35 protein-coding genes, 1 tRNA gene and 1 pseudogene are annotated in these 26,235 nt (G+C 40.6%); 33 read left to right on the plus strand and 4 right to left on the minus strand.

Annotation, left to right across the window (positions count from 1 at the left end; all coding sequences use genetic code 11):
- Window positions 1-7: 7 nt before the first annotated feature.
- The 29 genes from J5M87_RS02800 to J5M87_RS02935 all read left to right on the plus strand — a co-directional run bounded on the left by J5M87_RS02800 (window position 8) and on the right by J5M87_RS02935 (window position 17,965).
- Window positions 8-277, plus strand: coding sequence for a hypothetical protein (locus J5M87_RS02800; protein WP_154608231.1), 270 nt, complete (start codon window positions 8-10; stop codon window positions 275-277).
- The gene (locus tag J5M87_RS02805; protein WP_154608232.1) at window positions 274-453 is read left to right on the plus strand and encodes a hypothetical protein; all 180 of its coding nucleotides are present in this window, start codon (window positions 274-276) and stop codon (window positions 451-453) included. The genes J5M87_RS02800 and J5M87_RS02805 overlap by 4 nt, the downstream gene beginning before the upstream one ends.
- A complete protein-coding gene (locus J5M87_RS02810; protein WP_154608233.1) occupies window positions 428-580 on the plus strand; it encodes a hypothetical protein in 153 nt (50 codons plus the stop codon). Before J5M87_RS02805 ends, J5M87_RS02810 begins: the two co-directional genes overlap by 26 nt.
- Window positions 577-924, plus strand: coding sequence for a hypothetical protein (locus J5M87_RS02815; RefSeq protein ID WP_154608234.1), 348 nt, complete (start codon window positions 577-579; stop codon window positions 922-924). Before J5M87_RS02810 ends, J5M87_RS02815 begins: the two co-directional genes overlap by 4 nt.
- Window positions 921-1,109, plus strand: coding sequence for a hypothetical protein (locus tag J5M87_RS02820; protein ID WP_154608235.1), 189 nt, complete (start codon window positions 921-923; stop codon window positions 1,107-1,109). The genes J5M87_RS02815 and J5M87_RS02820 overlap by 4 nt, the downstream gene beginning before the upstream one ends.
- On the plus strand, window positions 1,106-1,438 hold the full coding sequence (locus J5M87_RS02825) for a hypothetical protein (RefSeq protein ID WP_154608236.1): 333 nt from the start codon (window positions 1,106-1,108) through the stop codon (window positions 1,436-1,438). Before J5M87_RS02820 ends, J5M87_RS02825 begins: the two co-directional genes overlap by 4 nt.
- Window positions 1,435-2,118 (plus strand): AAA family ATPase, encoded by a 684-nt coding sequence (locus J5M87_RS02830; RefSeq protein ID WP_154608237.1) that lies wholly within the window; start codon window positions 1,435-1,437, stop codon window positions 2,116-2,118. Before J5M87_RS02825 ends, J5M87_RS02830 begins: the two co-directional genes overlap by 4 nt.
- Window positions 2,118-3,569, plus strand: a complete 1,452-nt coding sequence (locus J5M87_RS02835) for a DEAD/DEAH box helicase (protein ID WP_154608238.1) — start codon at window positions 2,118-2,120, stop codon at window positions 3,567-3,569. The genes J5M87_RS02830 and J5M87_RS02835 overlap by 1 nt, the downstream gene beginning before the upstream one ends.
- Window positions 3,570-3,572: 3 nt before the next feature.
- Complete coding sequence (locus tag J5M87_RS02840; protein ID WP_154608239.1) at window positions 3,573-4,046, plus strand: DUF669 domain-containing protein; 474 nt, start codon at window positions 3,573-3,575, stop codon at window positions 4,044-4,046.
- Between the two features lie 16 nt (window positions 4,047-4,062).
- Window positions 4,063-5,613, plus strand: a complete 1,551-nt coding sequence (locus J5M87_RS02845) for a phage resistance protein (RefSeq protein WP_154608240.1) — start codon at window positions 4,063-4,065, stop codon at window positions 5,611-5,613.
- A 257-nt stretch (window positions 5,614-5,870) separates the two neighbouring features.
- Entirely contained in the window at window positions 5,871-6,746 is an 876-nt protein-coding gene (locus J5M87_RS02850; RefSeq protein WP_160463206.1) for a bifunctional DNA primase/polymerase, read from the plus strand.
- Window positions 6,727-7,053, plus strand: coding sequence for a VRR-NUC domain-containing protein (locus tag J5M87_RS02855; protein WP_154608241.1), 327 nt, complete (start codon window positions 6,727-6,729; stop codon window positions 7,051-7,053). Before J5M87_RS02850 ends, J5M87_RS02855 begins: the two co-directional genes overlap by 20 nt.
- Window positions 7,046-7,630, plus strand: a complete 585-nt coding sequence (locus tag J5M87_RS02860; RefSeq protein WP_154608242.1) for a DUF1642 domain-containing protein — start codon at window positions 7,046-7,048, stop codon at window positions 7,628-7,630. Before J5M87_RS02855 ends, J5M87_RS02860 begins: the two co-directional genes overlap by 8 nt.
- Window positions 7,630-7,920 carry a hypothetical protein gene (locus J5M87_RS02865; RefSeq protein WP_154608243.1) on the plus strand — a complete coding sequence of 97 codons (291 nt, stop codon included), beginning with the start codon at window positions 7,630-7,632 and terminating at the stop codon, window positions 7,918-7,920. The genes J5M87_RS02860 and J5M87_RS02865 overlap by 1 nt, the downstream gene beginning before the upstream one ends.
- Window positions 7,907-8,239, plus strand: a complete 333-nt coding sequence (locus J5M87_RS02870; protein WP_154608244.1) for a helix-turn-helix transcriptional regulator — start codon at window positions 7,907-7,909, stop codon at window positions 8,237-8,239. Before J5M87_RS02865 ends, J5M87_RS02870 begins: the two co-directional genes overlap by 14 nt.
- Window positions 8,240-8,278: 39 nt before the next feature.
- Entirely contained in the window at window positions 8,279-8,713 is a 435-nt protein-coding gene (locus J5M87_RS02875; RefSeq protein WP_160463205.1) for an ArpU family phage packaging/lysis transcriptional regulator, read from the plus strand.
- Between the two features lie 98 nt (window positions 8,714-8,811).
- Window positions 8,812-8,884, plus strand: a tRNA-Glu gene (locus J5M87_RS02880).
- Window positions 8,885-8,995: 111 nt separating this feature from the next.
- Window positions 8,996-9,868: a hypothetical protein gene (locus J5M87_RS02885; RefSeq protein ID WP_154608245.1), complete on the plus strand. Its 873-nt coding sequence runs from the start codon at window positions 8,996-8,998 to the stop codon at window positions 9,866-9,868.
- A 53-nt stretch (window positions 9,869-9,921) separates the two neighbouring features.
- The gene (locus tag J5M87_RS02890) at window positions 9,922-10,419 is read left to right on the plus strand and encodes a terminase small subunit (protein ID WP_230082360.1); all 498 of its coding nucleotides are present in this window, start codon (window positions 9,922-9,924) and stop codon (window positions 10,417-10,419) included.
- A 7-nt stretch (window positions 10,420-10,426) separates the two neighbouring features.
- Entirely contained in the window at window positions 10,427-11,737 is a 1,311-nt protein-coding gene (locus J5M87_RS02895; RefSeq protein ID WP_230082361.1) for a terminase, read from the plus strand.
- A 12-nt stretch (window positions 11,738-11,749) separates the two neighbouring features.
- A complete protein-coding gene (locus J5M87_RS02900; RefSeq protein ID WP_154608247.1) occupies window positions 11,750-13,306 on the plus strand; it encodes a phage portal protein in 1,557 nt (518 codons plus the stop codon).
- A gap of 134 nt (window positions 13,307-13,440) precedes the next feature.
- Window positions 13,441-15,015 carry a phage minor capsid protein gene (locus J5M87_RS02905; protein ID WP_154608248.1) on the plus strand — a complete coding sequence of 525 codons (1,575 nt, stop codon included), beginning with the start codon at window positions 13,441-13,443 and terminating at the stop codon, window positions 15,013-15,015.
- A complete protein-coding gene (locus tag J5M87_RS02910; protein WP_154608249.1) occupies window positions 15,002-15,223 on the plus strand; it encodes a hypothetical protein in 222 nt (73 codons plus the stop codon). The genes J5M87_RS02905 and J5M87_RS02910 overlap by 14 nt, the downstream gene beginning before the upstream one ends.
- Before the next feature lie 55 nt (window positions 15,224-15,278).
- Window positions 15,279-15,413 (plus strand): hypothetical protein, encoded by a 135-nt coding sequence (locus J5M87_RS09850; protein ID WP_258232206.1) that lies wholly within the window; start codon window positions 15,279-15,281, stop codon window positions 15,411-15,413.
- Entirely contained in the window at window positions 15,410-15,700 is a 291-nt protein-coding gene (locus tag J5M87_RS02915; protein ID WP_154608250.1) for a hypothetical protein, read from the plus strand. The genes J5M87_RS09850 and J5M87_RS02915 overlap by 4 nt, the downstream gene beginning before the upstream one ends.
- A 117-nt stretch (window positions 15,701-15,817) precedes the next feature.
- Window positions 15,818-16,405: a hypothetical protein gene (locus J5M87_RS02920; RefSeq protein WP_154608251.1), complete on the plus strand. Its 588-nt coding sequence runs from the start codon at window positions 15,818-15,820 to the stop codon at window positions 16,403-16,405.
- 15 nt (window positions 16,406-16,420) lie between these two features.
- Complete coding sequence (locus J5M87_RS02925) at window positions 16,421-17,320, plus strand: capsid protein (RefSeq protein ID WP_154608252.1); 900 nt, start codon at window positions 16,421-16,423, stop codon at window positions 17,318-17,320.
- Window positions 17,321-17,334: 14 nt separating this feature from the next.
- Window positions 17,335-17,595, plus strand: coding sequence for a hypothetical protein (locus tag J5M87_RS02930; RefSeq protein WP_154608253.1), 261 nt, complete (start codon window positions 17,335-17,337; stop codon window positions 17,593-17,595).
- A gap of 1 nt (window position 17,596) precedes the next feature.
- A complete protein-coding gene (locus tag J5M87_RS02935) occupies window positions 17,597-17,965 on the plus strand; it encodes a head-tail connector protein (protein WP_154608254.1) in 369 nt (122 codons plus the stop codon).
- A gap of 199 nt (window positions 17,966-18,164) precedes the next feature.
- On the opposite strand, the pseudogene J5M87_RS02940 reads toward J5M87_RS02935, so the two are convergent.
- A pseudogene (locus J5M87_RS02940) lies at window positions 18,165-19,725 on the minus strand (IS1182 family transposase); the annotation flags it as partial.
- Between the two features lie 249 nt (window positions 19,726-19,974).
- On the opposite strand from J5M87_RS02940, the gene holA reads away from it, so the two are divergent.
- The 3 genes from holA to J5M87_RS02955 all read left to right on the plus strand — a co-directional run bounded on the left by holA (window position 19,975) and on the right by J5M87_RS02955 (window position 22,909).
- On the plus strand, window positions 19,975-21,006 hold the full coding sequence (gene holA, locus J5M87_RS02945; protein ID WP_154608673.1) for a DNA polymerase III subunit delta: 1,032 nt from the start codon (window positions 19,975-19,977) through the stop codon (window positions 21,004-21,006).
- Between the two features lie 75 nt (window positions 21,007-21,081).
- Window positions 21,082-21,687 carry a superoxide dismutase SodA gene (sodA, locus tag J5M87_RS02950; RefSeq protein ID WP_154608674.1) on the plus strand — a complete coding sequence of 202 codons (606 nt, stop codon included), beginning with the start codon at window positions 21,082-21,084 and terminating at the stop codon, window positions 21,685-21,687.
- Between the two features lie 103 nt (window positions 21,688-21,790).
- Window positions 21,791-22,909: an aminotransferase gene (locus J5M87_RS02955; RefSeq protein ID WP_154608675.1), complete on the plus strand. Its 1,119-nt coding sequence runs from the start codon at window positions 21,791-21,793 to the stop codon at window positions 22,907-22,909.
- 67 nt (window positions 22,910-22,976) lie between these two features.
- On the opposite strand, the gene queA is transcribed toward J5M87_RS02955, so the two are convergent.
- Both queA and J5M87_RS02965 read right to left on the minus strand, forming a co-directional pair.
- Window positions 22,977-24,005 (minus strand): tRNA preQ1(34) S-adenosylmethionine ribosyltransferase-isomerase QueA, encoded by a 1,029-nt coding sequence (gene queA / locus J5M87_RS02960; RefSeq protein WP_154608676.1) that lies wholly within the window; start codon window positions 24,003-24,005, stop codon window positions 22,977-22,979.
- Window positions 24,006-24,013: 8 nt separating this feature from the next.
- A complete protein-coding gene (locus J5M87_RS02965; protein WP_154632451.1) occupies window positions 24,014-24,187 on the minus strand; it encodes a hypothetical protein in 174 nt (57 codons plus the stop codon).
- 137 nt (window positions 24,188-24,324) lie between these two features.
- On the opposite strand from J5M87_RS02965, the gene J5M87_RS02970 reads away from it, so the two are divergent.
- Complete coding sequence (locus J5M87_RS02970) at window positions 24,325-25,029, plus strand: glucosamine-6-phosphate deaminase (RefSeq protein WP_154608677.1); 705 nt, start codon at window positions 24,325-24,327, stop codon at window positions 25,027-25,029.
- Window positions 25,030-25,378: 349 nt separating this feature from the next.
- Here J5M87_RS02970 and nadE read toward each other — a convergent pair whose 3' ends face one another.
- Complete coding sequence (nadE, locus tag J5M87_RS02975) at window positions 25,379-26,224, minus strand: ammonia-dependent NAD(+) synthetase (protein ID WP_154608678.1); 846 nt, start codon at window positions 26,222-26,224, stop codon at window positions 25,379-25,381.
- Between the last annotated feature and the right edge of the window lie 11 nt (window positions 26,225-26,235).

Raw genomic sequence — 26,235 nt, forward strand, 5'->3', positions numbered from 1 at the left:
AAAAGCTATGGAAGTGACATTAGTTAAAGAAGTTATTATTACACCGCTTCTGTTAAGTGATGAAACCGCTGCTAAGACCTTTAGTATTACACCGGAACACGCAGGAACATGCAGACGAGAAATGAAGGATATTCCACGCTGGAGTGTGCTCCTGTCGGATCACGGAAGATTAGTAGATGCTAAAGTGTTCAAGCGATACCTTGATTATAGAGGGAGTTTGGAGTGGAAGAACGAACTTGAGACGAACAGGAAGAAACTGAGGAAATTAAAGAAATGATTACAATCGGATTTTATGCAATGGCGGTGGTAGCTTTTATGGCTATTCGATACGGTTTTAAGCTGACAAAACAGATGAACTCAGATGAGTTTAGAGAAGAAATTTACAACGAGGAGCTAAAAGCTCGATTTGGGAAAGGAGTATCAGATAATGATTGGAAAAATGAATGTTATTGATGAGATTGAACGCTATGTGAAGTTACAGGGGCTATCCGTATCAAAAGCACAGCGTGAGGAGCTGGAAAGCATGTCGCAATACGAAGTGCTAATGATTCGAGACAGAGAGAGGGGTTTGGTGGTATGAGTAAAGCAGAGAGCATCCGCGTTTATTATCGTGAACATCCTGATGCGACCTATAAAGAAGTAGCTGAGGCGCTAAATTTGGAAGAAGGTTTTGTTCGCTCAAATGTTTATAGGGATATTAACCAATACAAAATCTGCGTTCGTAAAGAGGACGGTTCACTTGATTATGAGTTTTATTATAAAGCTGATGAAGAAAAGAAAGAGTTTTTAACCTATACGAAAGAGGTCTTGTTAGAGCTTGTCGAGCAATTGCGTAGTGCAAATCGACGGGAAACGGACAGCAATCAGATTCGGTTGAATTGCAAGGAAATTCGTTCGTTGTTACAGGAGATTGCAAAGTTATGACACAAGATGAATTAATAGAGCTAATGCATGATGATATGCCTATTGGAGTAAAGGAATTTATCCTGTTACGCGATGAAGCTATTCGCTGTATATTTTCCTTGAAATTAGGTTATCGACATGAACAAATGGATTATTTAACAGAATACATCCGTTTTTTAGAGGACTATTTTATGGAGGATTTATGAAGTTTTATGTAACAGAAAACAAACGACTCATCGTAGAAATGCACTCTTACGATAAATTTGACACCCAAGCCACAGGCTTTGTACCTATTCCTAAGACGAAGATTCTGATTTCGGAGAAAAGGTTTCTTGAGGAATTAACGGTTAACATTCGCGAAGCGATTGCTTCTGTTTTGAAAGAGTATCAATCTGGTGTTGCAGAACTTCCTTTAAAACCAGTATTTGATGAAAAGCGCAAACAAATTCAACATTCTTATGATACAGAAGAAGCAGTAGCAGATATTATCCGCAATTGGGATTGTGCGACATTGAGCGAGGAGGATTGGATATGAAGATTACGAAGGCGACAGAAATTGAACGGACCAAAAATTGGCGTGTCTTACTATACGGAAAGCCAGGTCTTGGGAAGACAAGTGTAATTAAAACCTTGAAAGGTAGAACATTAGTCCTTGATATGGACCATTCAAGCAAGGTTCTTGGTGGTGCAGAAAATATTGATGTCATTGAATTTAATCGAAATCATCCTTCTGAGTTTATGAATGTATTTTTAAAAGAGGTTGATGATGTACTGGAAGAATACGATAATCTTGTCATTGATAACCTCACCAGTTTTCAATCTGATTGGTTTGTGGAAGCAGGAAGGACATCGAAGAATGGTATTTCAAACGAGCTACAACATTACAATCAATGGACAAATTATTTTTTGCGAGTATTGACAGCGGTCTATTCTAAGCAAATTAATATATTTGTAACTGCTTGGGAGGATACGAGGGAGTTATCGCTAGATACAGGTCAGTTAATTACACAGTACGTCCCGCAGATTCGGTCTAATGTACTAAATCAACTACTTGGTTTAACAGATGTTGTTGGTCGTATCATTATCAACAGCAAGACAAGTAATCGTGGGGTTGTCTTAGAGGGTTCAGAAGGAACATATGCTAAAAATCGTTTAGATGGTCGTACAGCTTGTTCGATAGAGAAGTTGTTCAGCTTTGAAGGGAGTGATGACTAATGGCTTACGAATTATTTGATTATCAGTTAGACCTAATCGCACAGGCACGCAACCATATAGCTGACAAAAATGTTATGATTGTCAGCCCTCCTGGGAGCGGTAAGTCCGTTGTGATTTCGGAAATTATTAAACGTGCGACAGATAAAGGCGGAACGGTCCTATTTCTAGTTCATCGTAAAGAGTTGATTGAACAAATAACACATAGTTTGACAGTTCATGGAGTCAATTTATCGCAAGTAGTTCTATTGACGGTTGGAAAAGCTAAAAATAGATTAGCTGTTCTTAAAAAACCAACTCTCATTATTACAGACGAGGGACATCACGGAAAAGCGAGCACCTACCAAACAATCTACGATTACTTTTCAGATGTACCACGGCTTGGGTTTACTGCAACCCCGTGGCGAATGTCAGGTGCCGGTTTTACAGATACATACGATGTCATGGTTGAAGGAAAATCAGTGCAATGGCTGATTGATCATCAACGTTTAGCAGATTGCAGATACTACAGCCTATTGGCTATTGATACATCAAAGCTTAAAACCAGAAATGGTGAGTATACGAACAGCTCGATTGACGAAGCATTTGGTAAGGCAATTTATGGTGATGTTGTTCGTGAATATCGTAAGAGGGCAGATGGTCAACAGGCTATCTTATACGCCCACTCAATAGAAGCGTCTAAGAGCTTTTCTAAGGAGTTCAACGAAGCAGGTATAGAATCAGTCCATGTAGATTCTAAAACCCCAAAAATCGAACGGGAGAAGCTCATGCAGGGTTTTAGAGATGGCGAGATTAAAGTTCTCTGTAATGTCGACTTAATCAGTGAAGGTTTCGATGTACCGGATTGTTCAGTGACGATTTTATGCAGGCCAACTAAATCACTTGTTCTTTATCTGCAACAGTCTATGCGATCTATGCGGTATAAACCAGGTAAGGTTGCGACTATTATAGACTGCGTGGTCAATTGGAAAATACATAGTCTGCCATACACACCGCATAATTGGAAAGCTTACTTTAAAGGTGGTTGGAAAAAAGCTAGGAAATCAGACAATATTATCCAAGCTAAGCAGTGTCCAGAGTGTTCTGCGATGTGGCCTTTGATTCAATCGGTCTGCGATTTATGTGGATACGATTTTGGCGAGCGAGAACAAGCTGAGAAAGAACGCATTGAAGCCGAACTAGTTGAAATTAAGCGACAAGAGTTTCAGTTAATGCGGACTGCAGGCTGTAAATATGGTTCGGATTTGTCGCAAAACTGGCAGATTGCAAAAGCAAGAGCCAAAGTAAATGGTGGCAAACCATTATACACATTATTGTTTTACTATGTCGGCAACGCCAAAATGCGTGTATCAGACGATGATATTATTCGAATGACTGGTGTTTCTAGTCGAGAATATCAAAATGCCCGCAAGTGGGTAGAAAAACAGAAAAATAAAATTATAACGAGGTATTAACACATGGGATTTACAACAGATTTTTCAGAAGTAAAAGAGTTTTCAGATTTTAAAGAACAAGACTATGAAATGATTGTTTTCGATGCGTATGAAGCCAAGAATAAAAACGATAAGATGCGCGTTGTAATTGACTACGTGGTTCGCAATGACGTACAGCAGGAAAAGCAAAATGCCCACTTATGGGATGAACAATATAAATCGTCACAGACAGGGAAGTACCATATAGGTATTCTAATGGGGAAAGCTAAAGCGCTCGGTATTCCTGAAGGGAAGCATTATGATAGTTTTGAAGCGTTTCTCAATGACTTTAAAGGTCGTACAGCTAAGATTCGTGTGAAGCTGGAAGAATATAACGGCGAGAAATATCCAAAAGTTCGCTTTACTAATCCTACAGACATCCCAGCTTGTCACCATGTTTGGAAAGAAAAAACAGATGTAGCGTCCACAACTATCAATGAAGATGGATTGCCGTTTTAATCATTAAAGGAGCACTATGAAAGGACTATCCGATTCGCTTAGCCGATTGCTCTATCAAATAGACTGGGGTTCTAGTCTATTTGGCGAATCGGTATTAAAAGCGGAGTTAAAAAAACAGTTATACAAAGTCCACTATGTGGATGATAAAAACCAGGTTTACTATTATTTTGAATCTACAAATGTCGAGCCGAAAGACATCGGGTATTTCGCAAGCGACGGACGAAAAACCTATCGCTTTATTTACGGAGAAGTCAAAATGACTCAGGAAACGGACAATCGTCCAGCTAGAGTTACTTATTATGCTGAAAATAATTTCCCGCCGTTTGCGAAACTCGTCATCGACTATCTTCTTGGGAAGTATTCGATTATTGATGGATTTCTATACGATGTCAGCAATCGACAATTCAGATTACTAGATGAATATGCGTTGCAAACAAAGTATGGTTTCAAGGACGCGAACCACATCATAGAAATTTTATCTGGGATTCATCACTATTTGAATGTGAAACCGGTCAATTATATCCAGCTCTATCAAATAGCTGGGCAAGATTTTATCATTGACTTAGAATTGAATGAATTGCTACACGAACCGCCTAAGCAGAATGTATCGTATTTCAAACATTATCCCGTGAAATTATCCAATGCATATGATTCACAAAAAATTGCACAGGAATTTCTTGAATATGTCATCGCAGACCATCAATCGCTTCATAATGCACAACTCCAAGCTTACTACATGGCTCAAGTAGCGTGTGGAATCCGACCGAAAACAAATTTCTTTATCTCAAAGTCTGGGGTTCGAACAGGGAAGGGGTTACGACATATAGCGCTGTCAGGATTGTTCAAGAAAATTGATGTTGAATTAGACACACTAAAATCAAACGGTTTTGAAGCTTTGCAAGCGTGGTCGATGTTCTCAGGTGGAGAAATGGCACTCGCGACAGAACAAGGCGACATACAAGGTCTTGCTATGGAACGAGTGTTAAAGATTATTGCAACAGAAAAAACGCATGTTGCTCGGTCAATTGGGCAAAACCAATCCTTGGTTAATCTGTCAAGCGTACTATGCATAGACACAAACCGAACAGTTGCGTTATCTGATGAGATGAACGGCCGTAAGATTCTCATCCAGTATCAGGACAGGCCAGAAGGCGAGACGGATTTTGAGCGTGAAGAGATATTTGCAAAATATTGGCGAGCATTTACGAATCGAGATAAGTCTCCGAAAATCGAAGGTAGTTTGGGTTTCCTACTTAACTCCATGGAATATTTTAAGCAACAGGGTGAAATGTATCTATGGAAGAATGTAGAAGTTATTAACGATATAGATTTAGATGATTTCCAAGTTGCGCTTATTAACTCGTTGCAAGAAGTTGATTTCGTTCAGCGTACTGGAAACAAGGAAGTGGTTGACCTGTCGGTTGCGGTGTATCGCGGAAACAACGCTAAACTGAGCAATGCACTATCAGAAATCGGAGTCAAAGCTACATCAAAAAAAATAAATGGTAAGGCTGTTAGAGGCTATGTCGTTGAAAATCAGGAACGTTTTGATAAATTTGTCATTTGAGGTTACAGACGGTTACGCACCTAATGGCAAGGTGCGTAACCACCTCAATCCCTTGGGGGACAAGGAGTTTCACCGTTAAAATTTAAAAGGTTACGCAGTTACAAACCAACTCAATAAAGACAATAATTGTTTAAGTTATTTATATATAGTATATAAGGGTAGGGGGGTCTGTAACTGCGTAACTGCGTAACCGATATGGCGAAAACCCTTGATATTACTGAATTTTTGGAGGTTACAGAGGTTACGGAGGTTACAGAGTGGCACATCATGATACAGCATTAAATTTCTTAAAAAAAGGATACCAGGTTATTCCGTTAAGTCGAAAAACTGGTAGTCCGATTATAAAATTCAAGGATATTCAAATTACAGAAGAGATTATCAAATCGGTTAATTGGCTAAATTGTGATTATGCACTTCTCATGCGTGGGGTTTGGGCAATTGATATCGATACACATGAACTTGATGAAACGACAGCAAAAGGGCTTAAATGGTTAATTCAAACATGTGGGGCGGATATTTTACGAATCACCACGACTGATCAATATAACAACGGATTAGATGGATACAGTTCGTTGCTTAACAGCGAGTACAAAGAGGAGTTGCTTGACAATTTCAGTAAGACCTTTATCGAAGTCACAGCCAGCGGTGGTATGCATATATTGTTTAAAAAGCGCAATGATATTCCATATGGGCAAAAACCAAAAATTATGAAGGGGATTGATATTAAGGCGCACGAGAATAACTATGTGAAAATATTCCCGTCAGAAGGTCGAGAAGTCTTACAGGCGGTTGATAGTCTACCGTACTATGAAGGAGAATTTGAAAAACAAGCATTCAAGCCGAAGCAACACATTGTCACGCAGTATTTCAGCGAATTATTACCAACGCCGTCCAATAATGGTACACATGAAGGTCGTGAAGCATATGAGCGTGTTACATCAGGAACGTGTATGAATCGCAATGATGATTTGTTTAAAGCAGCTTGTTGGGCTTTTGAAAACGGACATCCGATTGATAATTTAATGATTATTATTGGTACTGTGAAGGGTCGCGATACTTTTACTAGAGAGGAGTTTGAACGTACAGTTGAATCAGCGAGAAGAAAAGTCAGCTATGTCACTTTCGGAACATGATGTGCAAAATGCCATCCGTATGGAGCTAGCGAGACGACATATTGTTTGTTTCCGTGCAAACGTCGGAAAGGTTCGTATGGCGGACGGTCGCTATTTCGACACTGGTCTACCGAAAGGTTTTTCAGATTTATTTGGTTTTAAATCAGACGGAAAGATATTTTTTATTGAAGTAAAAAATAAATCAGGTCGCATCAGACCTGAGCAAGAAAAATTTATAGAAAGAATGCGCTTATTTGGCGCTTTAGCAGGAGTGGCTAGAAGTGTCGAGGAGGCGTTGGATATTATCGAGGAGAAAACAGATGAATAAACAAGAAGCGATTAAAACAGGGGACAGAGTTATCACTCGGGGTGTAGTTGTTCGCAACTTTGAGGGATACGGTGGTTGCCAATTTTCAGAAGTCGAAACTGATAAAGGAGCGACAATTACTTGTGCGACGGAACACCTTGAACCCGATGAACCGCAGAAAGTCAAAGTGTCACAAGTAGCAGTAGACTACTATGAGCAATATAAAGACAAATTATCTGGTTTTGATGAGTGGTTTTGCGATTTCTATAGTTCTGACTTTGAAAATGACTTTGACAAGGCTGAGGAACTACAGATTTGGCTATATGACAATGATGATAAGACGAATTGTCAGAGAGAGCTTGCTCTTGCAACATTGATTGTAAATGGATTGGATGCGGTTGAGGTTGAACAGGAGAAGAAATACAAGGTTAAGATTGCGAACAACGGAAGTCAGCCATTGACGTTTAAAAAATTAGGACCAAAAATCTTCTTTGTTGATGAAAAATGCGATGAGTCTTTCACTAAACAAGAATTAGAACAAGCTGGATTTGGCTGGGTGTTCGATTGTGATGGTGCGGAAGTTGAGGAGGTGGAGTGATGAATAGTGTTTTTGCTATACAACGCAAAAAAACAGGTGCTTATGTATCAAATTTTGGTGGCAAAGGCGCAGTTCGATGTTCACACAAGAGAGCGCTCATCCATGATAGTCTAGATAGTGTCTTAATCAGATGGGATTTTGGGGTGTTGGACGGCGAACTAAATGAAGAAAATTTTGAGATTGTTAAAATCCCGCTGACTAAGTTAAAAGATAGAGTGCTTACTGAAGTGCTTTCTAAGCGTTCGTGGTTTTATCCGTTTATCGTGGAGGTAGAAGATGACAACAGCTGAGAAAATCGAGTACATTCTAAAAGTCAACTACTGGACGCAACAGCAACTCGCAGACAAAATTGGCGTAAAACAGACTACTATTTCTGCTTGGAAATTTGGTCGAGTTGTCAGAGATAGCTATGTCCCTCAAATCGACCTGCTTTACAATCAAGCAAGAAGATTGGAGTGGGAACGTAGGCAACCGAAGCTGAAGCCAACACCGAAGCAAAAAGAGGCAGGGAAAGTCTTGTCAGAACGTGGGAAGATGGTGCTGAAGTTCCCGTGGTATAGTTATCAAAGAAAACAAAAAAGCCAGCAAGTGCTGACTCCTTGTGAATAATAACCTTATCAATATTATATCATAAAGGAGAGAGCGAGAGTGACTTTTTTTCCAGAGATTGATGAAAAACAGACAATCAGAAATGCTAAGAGGAAGCTGAAAGAATATCCACGTTGGCGCAGGATTGCAGGCGATGTTGACGGTCAGAAAGTTACTGCTACGTACTCCTTTGAGCCGAGACAGTCGCATAGCACGCCGAGCCGTCCAGTTGAGCGGTTGGCGATAAGTAAGGTAGATGCACTAGCAGAGCTTGAAGCTATCGAGTATGCAGTAGGGCATCTGCTTGATCCGTATCATAGGCGGATTTTGTATGAGAAATTTTTATGTAATCGTCCTAAATATGATTTTGAAATCTATCATGGTTTATTCATGAGCGAGGGGAGTTACTATCACGCATTATCCATTGCGCTGATAGAGTTCGCAGAAGTATACCGTGGCGGTGTATTACTTGTAGAAATTGCAGATGAAACCTAGTTTTTGCAGAGTTGGCCTGAAGTTTGTAGACCATTTATGGTGATAAAATGGTATTGTCATAGGATTAGGTCAGGAAGCGTATGGCGCTCTGGCCATTTGGAGAGCTTAGTCAAGGGGTTAAGACATCGCCTTTTCACGGCGCAGGCGCAGGTTCGAATCCTGCACTCTCCGTTGTATTTTATGCAAAACTCCATATTTTTATCAAAAAAGCCTCTTATGCTATTGAGTAAAGGCTTTTTTAATAGTATTATTAAAGTGATAAAAGTATTTGGAGAAATTAATATGAGTTCAGAAAGCGAAAAAAGGATTACTTTGCATATTTCAGGCGAGGCAATGGACGATGAAAAAGGATATGAATTAAAATATCTAATAAAATCATTGCAAAATTTTGAGAAGTTATCGCAGAAGACCTACTTATTTTTAACGAATCAGAATAGAATGACTACAGAGAATTCTGAAGATTTTAGGGTCTACATAGCAGATATTAGACCTGGCTCTTTTCAGGCAGATGTTATTCTTTTTTGTCAAACTTACATATTGCCGTTGGTTCCAATGGTTGGAGATCACGGAGATTTGGTTTGGGAGTGTATTTTGAATTCTTTCGATTTTTTAAAAAGAGTTTCCGCAGCCAAGAGGGAGGGGAAAAGTGTGCAGATTGAAAATAATGGAGATAAGGCAGTCGTTGTTGTAAATAACGGTAATGATGTAACTGTCAATTATTACGAATATCCAAATTACGTACCAGAACTAGGAAAACAGTTAGCACCAAACTTTGCAGAGTTAGCTAAAGTTATCAATCCAAAGGTGGAGACCGTTAATTTTGCTTCTGATTTAGGGGAGCTAACATTAGATTCTGAGAATGCGAACCTATTTAAAAAGCGTTCCTATCTGACGGAGGAGACGTTTGAGATAGTCGGTGAAATAACAGTGTTAAACTCTCATAGTTATACAGGGAAAATAAAAATCTCAGATAATCAGTCTTTTGATGAGGATGAGTATAATTTTGAAGTTGCAAAAGATTTACGTTATCCAGAATTTTTGCAATCAGGAGTATTGCATAAAGTTAGTTACATTTGTTGCAAAAAGATAGTTTTTGATCCAACAAGTCCCTTAAGAGAGAAAATAGTAGGAGTTAAAATTTTAGAGAAATTATAAAGTGCTTTTAGTCACACAAGCGTGTGGCTTTTTTGATTGGAGGTGGTGGAAAATTGAATGAGAGACAAAGACGATTTGCAGATGAGTACATCATCTGTGGAGTGGCAGAGGAAGCTGCAATAAAAGCTGGGTATAGTAAGAATTATGCAAGAGCTCAGTCGCATAAATTGTTGGCAAATGTTGGCATTTCTGAATATCTCAAAAATCGCATGGAAGAATTGCAAGATGAAAAGATTTTAACGCAAAAACAGGTCTTGGTCATGCTTTCAGAAATAGCTTCTGGTCAAGCTAAGGAAACTATAGTGGTGACTACAAAAGTCGCTGAATTGATTCCAGACCCAAGCACGGGCAAGACTGTAAAAGTCTACAACGAAGTTCCGCAATTAGTTGAGTACCCTACAAAGAATAGCGATAGAAATAAAGCTTTAGAGCTATTGGGGAAAAATTACAGACTGTGGACAGATAAGGTTGAGGCGGATGTAATCGTGTCTGAATCTCCAAAATTCGATGATATCGTTAATCAGCTGGGAGGTGGCGGTCTTGAAGAGTAATTTCCCTTTGTCACAGAAATACATTGACTTTTGCAATACTTTCAAAGATGTGGATGCGGATTTTCTTGAAGGCACGACGGCGGCCGGTAAAACGACTGTTGGGGTCGGCGTTAAGTTCATGCGGGCGGTCAGTCGAAGCAAAAAGAAATTCCATATCATCGCTGCTAAGACTGTTGGGGTCGCAGAAAAGAACATCATCAATCAAGACAACGGTATTTTAGACATTCATAGAAACGCCCTTTATTTTGGGAACGGTGATAAGGATTTCAAACTACCGCATATCAAGTTTGAGAACAAGATTATCTACGTTCTCGGATATGACAATAAAGAAAAGTGGAAGCTGGTTCTTGGTGGTCAGTATGGCTGTGTCTATATTGATGAGGTGAACACCGCAGACATTGAATTTGTCCGTGAGCTGTCCACTCGTAATGACTATCTTATGGCGACATTGAATCCGGACAATCCTAATCTGCCGGTCTACAAGGAGTTCATCAATCGTTCACGTCCTTACAAAAAATATGCAGATGATGTTCCGCAGGAAATCATGAAAGACTTAGTTGAACCAGAAGTGCCGACATGGCGCTACTGGTTTTTTACATTCAACGATAACAAGAGCTTGAGCGCAGAAGACATCGAAAAGAAGAAACGTTCAGCACCCGTTGGGACGAAGCTCTACAAGAACAAGATTTTAGGACTGAGAGGAAAAGCGACAGGTCTTGTCTTTGTGAATTTTGATAGACAGAAACATCTTGTCACTTTGTCAGAAGCCATGAAGCAGACCTTTGTCAAGTTTAGCGCAGGTCTTGATACAGCCTATTCATCGCAGAGTCCTGACACAATTGCTATGTACTTCCTAGGAATTACGGATGCTGGAGCAGTCTATATTCTCGATGAAGAAGTCTACAACAACGCAGAACGAGAAATACCGATTGCGCCGTCAGACACGGTGGTGAAGTTCATTGCTTTCTTAGACAAGAATGTGGGACGTTTTGGCTTCTTGCGTGATGTCTTTATTGATAGCGCAGACCAAGCGACAATTACGGAGATGAACAAGCACAAGCAATTGCATGGATCAATCTACAATTTCATTGGAGCCTACAAGAAAACAAAGATTGTTGACCGTATCAATTTTCAACTAGGTTGGATTGCGGAAGGGAATTACCTGGTATGCGACCACTGTATCCATCACATCAATGAATTAGAAACCTATGCTTGGAAAGAGGATAAGGACGAACCAGAAGACGCAAACGACCATACAATCAACGCTTGCCAATATGCGTGGCTTCCCTACGCAACTTTAATCGGACGAAAGGAGTAAGATTTGGGACTAATGGACATGATTAGAAACGGTTTGAAGAATTTCTTACAGATTGAGTCTGCGCAACCGCAGATGATTACAATCACAGAAGCGCTGACCTTTGAATCAAACGCCCTGAAAAACAAGATTTGGTATAGGGGTGATTCGTTTGAATTAACGCAACTCTACGAACAACTACCGAATGCGGATTTGTTGTTTTGGGGTGCTAAAAGTTCACAAGGTATGGAGATTCGAAAAGTACACACGGGTATTCCAGGGCTGATTGTGGACAGGTTAGCGGATATCACTATGGCGGACCTCAACGACCTAGAATTTACTAATCCACAACATGAAGCCTTGTGGAAAGAGATTGACGAAGATAATGCCTTTAACAAGCAACTTGAGAAAGCTATTAAGGAATCTTTGGTAGTTGGAGACGGAGCCTTTCGCATCTCTTTTGATAAGGAAGTTAGTCAGCTACCAATTGTTGAATGGGTAACAGGGGATCGTGTGGATATTGTTTACAACCGTGGTCGTTTGAAAGAAGTGGTATTTAAAACGCCATTTACGGAGCGGAATAAGCACTATATGCTTCTTGAGACCTATGGCTATGGGTATATCAAGACAGAGCTGTACGAAGGTCGCACGTTGCGCTCGTTGGGTTCAACGGAGTACACGAAAGATTTAAAAGACTACACGTTTGATGAATCTGTCATGCTTTGTGTACCTTTTGCAATCTTCTCATCGAACAAATGGGAAGGTCGAGGGCAGTCTATTTTTGACAGAAAGGCGGATAGCTTTGACAGTTTAGACGAAGCCTGGAGTCAGTGGATAGATGCGCTTCGTGCAGGACGAACTAAGCAATATATCCCAGACTGTTTTATCCCTCGTGATCCAAATACTGGCGCAATCATGAAGCCGAATAGCTTTGATAATCGATTCATTAGAACTGATGCGGATATGCGTGAAGGTGCTAAGAATCAGATTGAATTGCAACAGGCAGCTATTCCGCATGACAGTTATTTAGCTACGTATGTGACAGCTCTTGATTTAGCTTTGCAGGGGCTCATCAGCCCGTCAACTCTCGGGATTGATGTTAAGAAACTAGACAACGCAGAAGCCCAACGTGAGAAAGAGAAAGCAACACTCTACACCCGCAATGCAATTGTGACGGCCTTAGAAGAGTTCTTGCCACGCTTAATTAGTATGGTTATCAATTCACAGAACATAGCTACGAAATCACCGATTGAAGAGGTCGATGTGACAGTACCGTTTGGAGAATACGCCAATCCGTCATTTGAAAGTCAGGTTGAGACGGTGGCCAAGGCTAAAACTGGTGGCATTATGTCCATTGAAGCTAGCGTAGAAGAATTGTACGGTGATTCTAAGGACAAAGAATGGAAAGCTGAGGAAGTAGCTCGCTTGAAAGCAGAACAGGGCTTTGCGGGAACAGAAGAACCTTTTTTAAATGAATCACTAGATGATTTTGAAGTGGAGGAAGAAAATGACCTTGAAAATAGTAACGATAGGTCCGAAGACATACCAGATGTCAAGAAAGGAAGTCAAGGGCCTGTTGAAGATAGCGAGTGAGAACATCGCTTTTGGCATCTACGCAGTCGAAAAAGACAACAAAGTGGAGATGTTAAACAGTCACTCTCAAAGTCGTACAGCCCTGAAACGACAGGTCCGCAGTTTCAAGGCGAAAGGTTTTAAGGTATACCAAAATGGCTTATGATGTATCGAAAGCCTTTCAAAGAATCGAAGAAGAGCTACTTTCGTCCATGATCCGTAATCTCAAACGCCACAAAGCAGAAGAATCAGCAGAAGGTTTTGAGTGGGAGCAGTGGCAGGTAGCACAACTAAGGGAGCTTCAGCGCTTCAAGCGATCTAATGCGAAGAAATACGGTAAGGAGTTTGCGAAAATCAACAGTCGGATTGCTTCAGCTATTCAAGTTGCACATCGTGAGGGCATGGATAGCGAAGAATTGGCTATCTTAGAAGCGATTAAGCAAGGACTTGATTTATCTCCTCACGGAGACGGACTTACTGGGTCGTTCTTTGGTATCAACGAGCGCAAGTTGAACGCTCTTTTGAATGCGATTGAGTATGATATGAAGGTCGCAGAACATGCGATTTTACGCTACACAGATGACCAGTATAGACGGATTATCTTTGATGCGCAGGTTGCGGCTAACACAGGCGCAGTTACCTACGAAAAAGCCATTGACATGGCGACCAAAGATTTTCTCAGTCGGGGAATTACCTGTATCCAGTATAAGAACGGCACGCTGGTTAATATTGTATCCTATGCGGAAATGGCAGTCAGGACAGCGACTAAGCGTGCTTATTTGATGGGCGAAGGCGTGAAGCGCCAAGAGTGGGGGATTAGCACCGTTATCTTAAACAAGCGAACGAATGCTTGTCCTTTGTGTATGCCCTTTGAAGGTAAGGTCTTGATTGATGATGTGTGGAGCGGCGGCAAGGCATCTGACGGATCGTATCCGCTTCTTAGTTCTGCCATGGCAGCAGGCCTCTACCATCCACGATGCAAAGACAAGCACACGACCTATTTCCCCGGTATCAGCTCAGAACCTGAGAAGACTTTTACTCGCTCTGAATTAGAAGACATCAAAGAGAGACAGCGTTTAGAAAATAAGGCGCAGTATGCGGAACGGCAGAAAGGGCGTTTTGGCAGACTGGCTAGGCATAGTTTAGACCCCGACAATGTCCGTCATTATTCCGCTAGGGAAGAAGTGTGGAAAAAGCAGACGGTTTTAGCTCGTAAGAAGTTGGAAGCCTTCGAGAAAGAAAAGGGCTATAATCTTGATAAATCGCTTGATAACCTTGATGATGAGGTGTATAATAAAAATATGGATGGCATGATGCGTAAGAAGGCTATTGACCACACGAAAATGTCAATAGCTTCCAAAGAACAGATGAATCGTTTGTCTCGGAAGTTTAGAAAAAGGGGTGGAGAATTTCTTTTTGATGAGGATGCGATTATTTATCTAAACGAGAAAAACGCTGAGGCTGTCACATTAGATGCCTATACTATCGTTATGAGAGAAAATATCTCTATTTCTGCTTTACTCGAAGAATTGGAGCATGCAGAGCAGTATCTTCGAGGAGAAAATGATGGTTCCGCTCTTAGTGTTGCTTTGAATGAAGTTTCTGCCAAAAGAAAATCTATTCAAGAAGCAGAGCGTTATAAACTGCCAAATATTGAAATTGAGCAAGTCAAAAAAGATATTGCTTACTATGAACAAGAGATAAGGAGGTTACAAGATGAAAATCACTAAAGTGCTCAAGCTAGGCAAACGTTTAGTCATTAGTTTGGACAGCAGTCTTCCTGACGATTTCAGAAACCATTCAGATGTATCTGTAGATGGTGTTGTTTTTTCGGATGCTCTTGTGACAATGCCTTCCGGGAAAAATCTCCGACAGGATTTATCTGTTCAGTATAAAAATTTTCCTGATATAGTTGGAAAAGAATTAGTATTGTTATAATAGCCAAGCACTTAGAACAATCTAGGTGCTTTTCTTGTGGTCAAAAGGAGGAGAAATGTTATACACACTTTGGCAATTTATTGGCTTTTTATTAGGAATTGCTTGGATTGTAATTCTGATAGGACTTATAGTTGTTTTTATTATAGCCTTGGCTAAATACATATATGAAACATTTGGAGATTCAAAATGAATAAACGGATGAAAAAGAAATATCTATTGCCAGCTCTTGAAAAGAGAGTGGCAGAACTAGAACGCAAAAACGCAGAGTTACTAGCTCGGCAGACCTTGCTTGAAGCGGCGCAAAAGCAGATGGTTAGTCGTGCCGAACGGCTGGAGGTGCAGGTTTCTAAAAATGCTGAGGGAACGAATAAGGAGTTAGACCATTTTCGTGAGGTGACGAAAATGCTTTCGGATAATCAGGATTTTCTTCAAAATGAGATGAAACGCATGAAAAAACCGTGGTACAAACGGAAATAATCGAACCGTATGAAGCTCATGCGGTTTTTCTTTTGCCCGAAGGCGTAAAACTACGTGGAGACACCAGTGCCAATAACTGAAATAGGGAGACACCCTGAAAACTGAAAGGAGAACGCTATGTTCGCAAAACCATTATTTTTCTACGACGCACCAACAGACACAGGGTCTAGCGGTGGTCAAGACTCGTCAGCTCAATCTCAACCCGCTAGCACTCCTGAGATTGATTATGACAAAATCGCAAGCATTGTCGAAGGCAAGCAGAAGGTTGCAGAAGATACAGTTCTGAAGAACTACTTCAAACAACAGGGCTTGAGTGGTGAAGAAGTCGCAGAAGCTATCACGGCTTTTAAGACGCAGAAAGCTAACTCAATGCCAGATGTCGCAAGCCTTCAGAAACAAGTCCAACAAGCTGAATCACTTGCCTTGCAAGCCACTTTAGAAAAGAGCTTACAACTAGCAGCGGTTGAAGCTGGACTGCCAACATCTAGTCTGCCTTATGTGCTCAAGCTCGCAGATACAACGAACCTAACGCTTGAATCACAAGCAGAGGACTTCAAGGCAGCTATCGCAAAAGTGCTGGAAGACGTTCCCGCGCTGAAACCTGAAAAGTCAGAATCAACCGGCTTTCACCAAGTTGGGTCTACAGGAAATGCCCAACAAACGACCACATCGGACTTATTAAGTGCCGCTTTTGGAAACAAATAGAAATGAGGAAAATACATGACAGTTTACAACTACGTTGAACAGTTCCGTACTGAACTACAACAAAAATATGCACGAGAGTTGACCTCTCATGACTTGTTCTTATCAAACCCGCAAGTCACTTTTATGAACGCACAGACCATTAAATTGCCAAGCATTACGGTATCTGGCTATAAGGATCACTCACGAGCTACGACAGGCTACAACTCAGGTAACCTAAGCAACGAATGGGAGCCAAAGAAACTCGAACACGACCGTGATATTGAATTTGCGATTGACCCAATGGACGTGGATGAAACTAACTTGATTTTAGCTATGGCAAACATTCAAAATACGCTCGAGACAGAACAAGGTATCCCTGAAAAAGACAGCTATATCTACTCTAAGCTCTATCAAGAAGCAACGACTTATGCTTCTAACGGTGCGACAGTCGCAACTGATGAGTTGACAGCTGAAAACATCTTGACGCTCTTTGACGACGCCATGGAAAAAATGGATGAGGCTTCTGTACCAGCAGAAGGCCGTGTGCTTTATGTGACTCCAGCCGTGAACAAGCTCTTCAAGCAAGCCAAAGACTTACAGCGTGTCTTGGGCGTGACAGGTGGAAACGGAAGTGTGAATCGCTCTATCTACGACATTGACGATGTGACAATCAAGGTTGTACCGTCTGCACGTATGAAGACCAAATACAACTACACAGACGGTTGTGTACCTGCTTCAGATGCGAAACAGATGAACTTCATCTTGATTCATCCGTCTTGTGTCATTGCTCGTGAGAAATATTCTTACATCAAGGTCTTCACACCTGGTCATGATTCACGTACTGCGGATAACTACCTCTTGCAATCTCGCTTCTACATGGATGCCTTCCTTATCAAAAACAAAGCGACAGGTATTTATATCAACGCAAAAGCGTAAAGGAGGTATAGTATATGGCATATGTAGCTGAAAAAGGAAACAAGGTCTATGACATTGATAAAAGTCAAATTGAAGTGTACGTAGCACAAGGATTTGATATTTTGGAAGACGGTAAAGTCGTAAAATCGGGCGCTGGTAAGGCTATCAGCGCTGAAGAATATGACAAGGTTGTTGAAGAAAATAAGAAATTGAAATCTGAAATCAAGAAACTAAAGCAAGCCGACAAAGCAGATAAAGTTGATAAAGCAGATAAAGTTGATAAAGCTGGTGAGTAGGATGTATGCAAATGCGACTTACTACACCACGGAATACCTTGGCACTTATCAAGGTGACGACCTAAAAAAGCGACTGGCTCAAGTGGCAGACAAGGTTGACAGCCTGACTTTCAACCGAATTAAGGGCGTAGGATTTGAGAATCTTACGCCTTTTCAACAGTCGGTGATTCAAAAGGTCTGTTGTCAATTGCTTGATTTTGAGGTCGAGAATGCGGATTTGCTTGCGACCGCAGTTTCTAGCTATAGTATCAACGGTGTGTCAATGCAATTCGGAGATAGTTGGAACGTAGTGACTATGAACGGTATCGCTATGAACCGCAGTACCTACGAACTGTTGCGACAGACAGGATTAACGGGGAGGGCAATCTGATGAATTTTCCACAGCTTGTTTTACCCCAATTTTGTAAGACACCGATTACCGTCACGGTACACCAAGAGGGGATTTCAGAAGACGGAGGAGGCTGGGCAAAAACTAGCCAGTAAATAAAAAACACAGATAGCTTCAAGCTGATTTTGATGAAATCCAGCCGAACTATTTGTGTTTTTATTTTTATCTCTATTATCTTGGACTAATTTCTTAGCCAATTTCGTGAGATTCATGCTCATTAGGAGGAATCCTATCTCAGTTTCAACCACTTTTTGACCTCTGACATGCACTCTGCGCACGCCAAAAACACCCTTCATCCTACCAAATACAGGTTCGACATCCACCTTGCGTTTGGCATAAATGCGGGCTCCCTCTTTACTTGTCAATTCCTCTTTGACTAAGTTCTTGAAATAGTTCCACGTAGGATTATACTGAATTTGTTTGAGGTTTCCTTTCTCTGTCCGTGCTAATTGGTCTAACTCTTCACTAGCTTGTACAGGATCAGCTTCGTAAATCTTACTATCTTTCTCAAATCCATACTTTTCCGTTCTTCGTGAATAATTCTTAAACGAGTAGACAACTCCAGCTGGTTTTATCCACTGGTCAGAATCTTCTAGGTAAGTCCAGTTTTCAGGATTGGCATCACTCTTCTTGTAGCTTTTCTTCTGCTCTTTCTGATATGTTCCGTAGGGAATTAGAGGCGTTTTCTCCAGATCATCAACGATAAAGCTGTAATTTTCTTCACTACCATAACCTGCATCCGCGACAATGTGTTGAAAGAGTTCTAAGGTTTGGATGGATTGAAGAAAAGGTTTGAGTGTACGAGTGTCAGTTGGATTCGGATACAATCCGTAAGCTAAGGCAAACTGGCTATTTGTACCAAGTTGAAGGTTGTAAGCAGGTTTGAGCTGACCATTCCTCATATGATCCTCTTTCATCCTCATAAACGTCGCATCAGGATCTGTTTTAGAATAGGAATTTCGCTCTTGTAAAATCTGTTTATCTCGTTCGTACTTTTGTTTCCGAACAAGAAAATCCTCTTTCAACTTTCTCTTAAGTTTCTTAATTCTTCTTCGTTTCTGTCTGTTGGTCGATCCACCTTTAATGACTTTAGGCTCTTGTGAGATAGCATTTTCCAACTCATCTAGTACTTGTTCGGTCTCTTGTAGGAGTTGGTTTAGTCCCTCGCTAGTGAGACATTCTTCCTTGGACAAGGCAGTATTCACCCCTTCTTGGACTAGCTTGTCATAGAGGGCAGAAATGTTTCCATTCAAGGCATCTTCATAGCGCTCAACGGCCTTTTTCCACGTGAAGGAGTACTTGTTGGCATCAGCTTCTACCTTAGTCCCGTCAATGAAGAGAGCTTTATCTTCAATCAATCCATTCTCTCTGAGGAGGAGAGTGAAGTAGATGAAAGCAGTTTTGATAAGCTGGTTGGCGTGTGTAGAGGCCCGAAAACTATTTATGGTTCGATAACAGACGTAGGTATCCTGACTCAGCCATTTCATAGGAATGACTTCCTCATTCATTTGGAGGATTTTTCTACCAGAGAAAACTTGGCGAGCATAGGCGAATAGGGTCATTTTGAGCAACATAGCTGGATGAAAGGCAGGACGACCTGTGTGGGAAGTTTCTTCTAGGAGAACGGATTGAGGAATAGTATCCACAAACTGACTAATCAGACGTGCCTCATGCGTAGCAGGTAAGTCCCAAGCAATATTTAATTCCAAACTAAGCTGATTTGTGTTATACTGTTTATACATTTTCATGCCTTTCTAGTTGTTTTGTGGTTATTATAATTATAAAGCATGAAATGGAAAACGAGCAACTCCTAATTGGAATTGCTCGTTTTTTATATATGAGCAGCTAGTTTTTGCCCAGCTTCTTTTTTTTGCAGAAGAAAAGACCTTGTCCAGAAGGTCGGGGAAAAATCGGGGAGAAGTCCCCTTAAGCCTAATATAGCACCTGTTTTGTTTTTCTGATATAATAAAGAAAAGAAATGTGAGGAAGCCATGACCATTATTGATGAGATTCAGAAATTAAGCAAGGAAAGATTGGGTTTAGTGACAGTCCTAACGGGAGAAGATGTTGGCCAGTTTCAATTGGCCAAAGAAGCGCTACTGAAACAAATTGGTTTTGACAGTAGTGATTTGAGCTATGCTTATTTTGATATGTCAGAGATAGCCTATCCTCAGGTGGAACTTGATTTGGTATCCTTGCCTTTTTTCTCGGATGAAAAAATTGTCATATTAGATTATTTTGCAGACGTAACGACAGATAAGAAACGCTATTTAAGTGATGAAGAACTCAAGCAATTTGAGGCGTATCTTGTTCAGCCAGTTGAAACAACCCGCTTGATTATTATTGCCACAGGAAAATTAGATAGCAAACGCCGTCTAGTAAAACTCTTAAAACGAGATGGTCTTGTGTTGGAAGCAACGGCTCTCAAAGAAGTAGAATTTCGACAATTTTTCATGCAAAAAACGAAAGAAATGGGTCTTAGCATGGAGAATCACGTTTTTGAACAGCTCCTGATGAAGTCAAATCTTGATTTTGCTGAGATGCACAAGAATCTCGCTTTTTTGCAGTCCTATAAGGGCAGTAGTCAGATTGGTTTAGATGATATTGAGCAAGCTATTCCTAAGACCTTACAGGATAATATATTTGATATGAGCCAACTTCTTCTGCAAGGTAAGATTGATCCAGCTAGGCAATTAGTTCGTGATTTGCGCTTACAAGGCGAAGATGAAATTAAATTAATTGCGATCTTGCTCAATCAATTTCGGCTTTTTTTGCAGGTACAGTTATTGCAAAAAGAAGGACAAGGAGAACAGCAGATTGTTGCAACATTATCAGAGATAGCAGGCCGGAAAATCAATCCTTTTCAAGTGAAATTTGCCCTGCGCGATTCGCGTTCGCTCACTCTTTCTTTTCTCAAAAAAGTAATGCAAGTTTTGATTGAAACGGACTATCAAATCAAGCAAGGACTATTTGAGAAGGATTACCTATTTGATCTTGCTTTATTAAAAATTGCCAGTACATGATTTCAGACAAAAAAATTGAAAAGGCTCTCAAATTGCGGTAAAATGATTAGTATAGAAGATTAAAGGAGGCCGAATATGGCAATTATTTTACCAGATTTACCATACGCTTATGATGCTCTTGAACCGCATATTGATGCAGAAACAATGACATTGCACCATGATAAGCACCATGCAACCTATGTTGCGAATGCAAATGCAGCCCTTGAAAAACACCCAGAAATTGGTGAAGATTTGGTAGCCTTGCTGTCAAATGTAGAAAACATCCCAGCAGATATTCGCCAAGCCTTGATTAACAATGGTGGAGGTCATTTGAACCATGCTCTTTTCTGGGAATTATTGTCACCAGACAAAACAGAAGTTCCAGCTGAATTAGCAGCAGAGATTGCCACTACATTTGGTTCATTTGACGATTTCCAAGCAGCCTTTACAACAGCAGCAACAACTCGTTTTGGATCAGGTTGGGCTTTCTTGGTTGTCAATAAAGAAGGTAAATTAGAAATTGTTTCAACTGCAAACCAAGATACACCAATCATGAATGGTTTGACACCAATCTTGGCGCTTGATGTATGGGAACATGCTTACTACTTAAACTACCGCAATGTTCGTCCAAATTATATCAAAGCATTCTTTGAAATCATCAACTGGAACAAGGTCAACGAATTGTACCAAGCAGCAAAATAAGATGAGAACGATCAAAAAACAGTCCGCTGGACTGTTTTTTTAATCATTTTTTGCATAAATATGATACACTAGAATGGTAAGTCTTTTGGAGAGGAGAGTTCGTATGGAGATTGCAGCATTTGGTGTAGAAGAATGGTTAAATGATTGGGAAAATCAGGCGGTCTATGATATTGCTGGGAGTTCGATTGACTCGCTGACAGTCACAGAAGTTCTAGCCTTGGGCGGACGTTCTCAGGAAGAATTTTTGAGAGAATTGTTACAGAAGAAGTTGAATTATGGCTGGATTGAGGGTTCGCCTACCTTTAAGGAGGAGGTTGCAAAACTCTATCAACGTGTAGCAACGAGCCAAATTCTTCAGACAAATGGAGCAACAGGAGCCAATCATTTGGCCCTTTACGCCTTGATTGAAAAAGGGGACCATGTCATTTCGCTGTATCCTAGTTATCAGCAGTTGTATGATATTCCGAAATCGCTAGGGGCAGAAGTTTCTCTTTGGCAGATTCATGAGGAGGAAGGCTGGTTACCCTCTTTGGATGAGCTACGTAGCATGATTCGTCCAAATACCAAGATGATTTGCATCAATAATGCCAATAATCCAACTGGTGCTGTCATGGAACGCCCATTTTTAGAGGAGCTGGTATCCATTGCTCAAGAAGTGGGAGCTTATATTTTGTCTGATGAAGTCTATAAACCCTTGGATTCGCGTTATGATGTGCCAGCCATTGTGGATTTATATGAAAAAGGTATCTCAGTTAACAGCATGTCAAAGACTTATTCTGTGGCTGGGGTACGAGTTGGTTGGATTGTGGCAAATGATGACCTGTCCAATTTGTTTCGAAAATACCGTGATTATACCATGATTTGTGCAGGGATGGTGGATGATGCTCTTGCAAGCTATGTGCTACAGAATAAAGATGCAGTATTAGCGAGAAATCAAGCCATTGTAGCAGAAAACTTACAGCTAGTCAGAGATTGGGTGGAAGAAGAGCCACGTGTCAGTTTGGTATATCCAAGTGCTGTTCCAGTATCCTTTATTAAGCTGGATATTCCTGAGGAAATCGAATCGTTCTGTCTGCGCTTATTGCAGGAAAAAGGTGTCTTATTAGTACCTGGCAACCGCTTTGATCGGCCTGGCTATGCTCGCTTAGGCTACTGTACACAAGCTAGTACCTTGAAAACAGGTCTAGCTCTATTATCAGATTTCTTACGACAATATGATTAGCGTTCTAAGTTAGCTAGTTGATAAGAAAAAATGAACCTCCCTTGCAAATGTGCGAGGGAGATTTTGCTTATTTGATAAACATAGCATCGCCAAAGCTAAAGAAGCGGTATTCTTCTAAAATAGCATGGTGATATGCTTCAAGAACAAATTCACGTCCAGCAAAGGCAGATACTAGCATAACCAAGGTTGATTTCGGTAGATGGAAGTTGGTTGAAAAGGCATCGACCAGTTTGAATTGATAGCCTGGTTTGATAAAAATGTTGGTCCAGCCTGAGTCTGCTTGAATCTCTCCATCAAATTTATTTCCAATCGTCTCTAGGGTGCGAATCGAAGTTGTACCTACTGCAATGATTCGGTGACCAGATGATTTTACTTCTCGTAAAGTAGCCGCAGCTTCTTCTGATAAGGTATAAAATTCAGAATGCATTTCGTGTTCGTCTAGATTATCAACAGATACAGGGCGGAAAGTTCCCAGACCGACATGAAGGGTCAAATAAACAAGTTTGACGCCTTTTGCTTCTATTTTTTTTAGTAGTTCTTGAGTAAAATGAAGTCCAGCAGTCGGTGCAGCAGCAGAGCCATTTTCTTTCGCATAAACAGTCTGATAACGTTCACGATCGTCCAATTTTTCATGAATGTAGGGTGGAAGTGGCATTTCTCCAAGACTTTCTAGCACTTCAAGGAAAATGCCAGTATAGGCAAACTCTACAATACGCCCACCGTGTTCTAATTCTTCAATAATTGTTGCCGTCAAGCGACCATCGCCAAAGGAGATTTTGCTTCCAACTTTCAATCGTTTAGCAGGTTTTGCAAGAACTTCCCATTGATCACCTTGCGTATTTTTTAGGAGCAACAATTCAACATGTCCACCGGTTTCTGGTTTTTCGCCATATAGACGGGCTGGCAAAACGCGGGTATTGTTCATGACGAGCGCATCACCAGGCTCTAATTCATCGATAATTTGGTCGAAACGGGCATCGACCATCGTTTGTTTTTTACGGTCAAGAATCAATAAACGAGAAGCATCTCGTTGTTTCAGAGGAACCTGAGCGATCAGGTGTTCAGGCAAGTGAAAATCAAAATCAGCAGTGTTCATACATCTCCTTAGTTCATTGAGGGTAAGGTTAAGAAATAAATTAGTACCAAAAATGGAAGGGCAATCAGCAAGCCTCCAATTATAAATAAAGGAATCCAAAACCAAGTTCGTTCTTTGATCAAATAGGCAAAGATAGCAAGGAGAATTCCAATGACAAATAAAATGAATAACATCAGTGTCATACGATTTAGGTCCTTTATGGATATTTTCATTATTATACCATAAATTGATGACGAGGTCTTGACAAAAATTGGTCTATACAATATAATAAAGAAAAGTGGTATATACCAAAAAACTTAAAAAAGAAAAGGAGATCCACATGAAAGTTATTCGTGTCAAAGATCAGGTTGAAGGTGGTGTTGTAGCCTTTGAATTACTCCAAGAAGAGTTGAAAGCAGGAGCTAAGGTTTTAGGACTTGCAACAGGATCAACTCCGATTGAATTTTATAAGCAAGTAGTCGCAAGTGACCTTGATTTTTCAAATCTCGTGTCCGTCAATTTAGACGAATATGTGGGTCTTGGAGTTGAAAGCGATCAGTCGTATGTTTACTTTATGAAGGAACATTTATTTGATAAAAAACCATTTAAGGTATCTTACTTACCGAATGGCTTGGCAGAAGATTTGGATGAGGAAGTGGCACGCTACAATGCTTTACTTGCAGAAAATCCAGTTGATTTCCAAATTTTGGGAATCGGTCGTAATGGCCATATTGGATTCAATGAGCCTGGTTCGTCATTTGATGGCTTGACACGTGTGGTAGATTTGACACCGTCAACGATAGAGGCCAACAGTCGTTTCTTTGAAAAGGCAGAAGATGTACCAACACAAGCTATTTCGATGGGAATTGCCTCTATCATGTCTGCTAAGACGGTTGTACTGATGGCTTATGGAGAAAGTAAGGCAGAAGCAGTTCATCAGATGGTACAAGGACCAGTAACAGCAGAGGTCCCAGCAAGCATCTTACAAAACCATGCAAATGTTTATGTTATTGTCGACGAAGAAGCAGCTTCACGTTTAAAATAAGAAAATAAGGGTCGGTTATATTGCCGACCCTTAAAAGTTGCTGATTGTGTTTTTCTATAAAGTTGAGAGTACAAGGGGATAGATAATGAAAAATAGGAACAGTATTCTCATAGTGGATTGAGAAAGGAATAGGAAAAGGCAAGGAACTGCAGATAGAACGGGTGTTAATTGAGGATTACTCCATAATCCCTATTTCCAACCTTCAACAGTCCACTGGACTATTGCAAAGCGACTTAATACTCGTCAAAAATCAAAGTCTGACGTCGTTAACTCACCTTGCTGAACTTTAGTTCTAGCTACGATTTCGTTGCCTAGTCAGATGTTGATTTTTATAGAGTATAACGATGTCCTAATCTTTATTCAATTCACTATATTTCCAAAAATCATCAAAAATGGTAATAGGAAGATGGCGTTTGTGTTCTGTTTTCTTCCACCAGTTCTCGATAATTGCTCGGGCTTCAGTATCAATTGTTTTGCCCTCTAGGTAGTCATCAATCTTGTCGTAGGTTACTCCAAGAGCTACCTCATCTGTTAATCCCGGTTTTTCCTCTTCCAAATCCGCTATTGGAATTTTTTCGTAGAGGGCTCGGTCTGCTCCAAGTTCTGCTAAGAGGGCTTTTCCTTGACGCTTATTGAGACGGAAAAGTGGTAGGATGTCGGCACCACCATCACCAAATTTGGTAAAGAAGCCAGTAATATTTTCAGCAGCATGATCTGTTCCAATCACAGCACCTTGGTAACTCCCTGCAAGGGCATACTGGGCAATCATGCGACTACGGGCCTTGATATTTCCTTTATTAAAGTCAGATACGATACTTCCAGTTGCTTGAACGGCTTTTGTCATGGCATCGACACTTTCTTTGATGTTCACGACTAGGCTCATGTCAGGTTTGATAAAGGAAAGCGCTGCTTGGGCATCGTCTTCATCTGCTTGAATGCCGTATGGAAGACGGACAGCGATGAATTGATAACGGTTGTCTCCAGTTTCTACTCTCATTTCCTCCATTGCAAGCTGAGCCAATCGGCCAGCTAGAGTGGAATCTTGACCGCCAGAAATACCCAAAACATAACTCTTTAAGAAAGGGTGTTGTCTCAGATAGTCTTTTAAAAAATCAATCGACTTGCGAATTTCTTCCTGAGGATTGATGACGGGTTTGACACCTAATTGTTTGATAATTCTCTCTTGTAGGCTCATGGTTGCTCCTT

It is taken from the genome of Streptococcus sp. zg-86 (assembly GCF_017639855.1).
Lineage (GTDB): Bacteria > Bacillota > Bacilli > Lactobacillales > Streptococcaceae > Streptococcus > Streptococcus zhangguiae.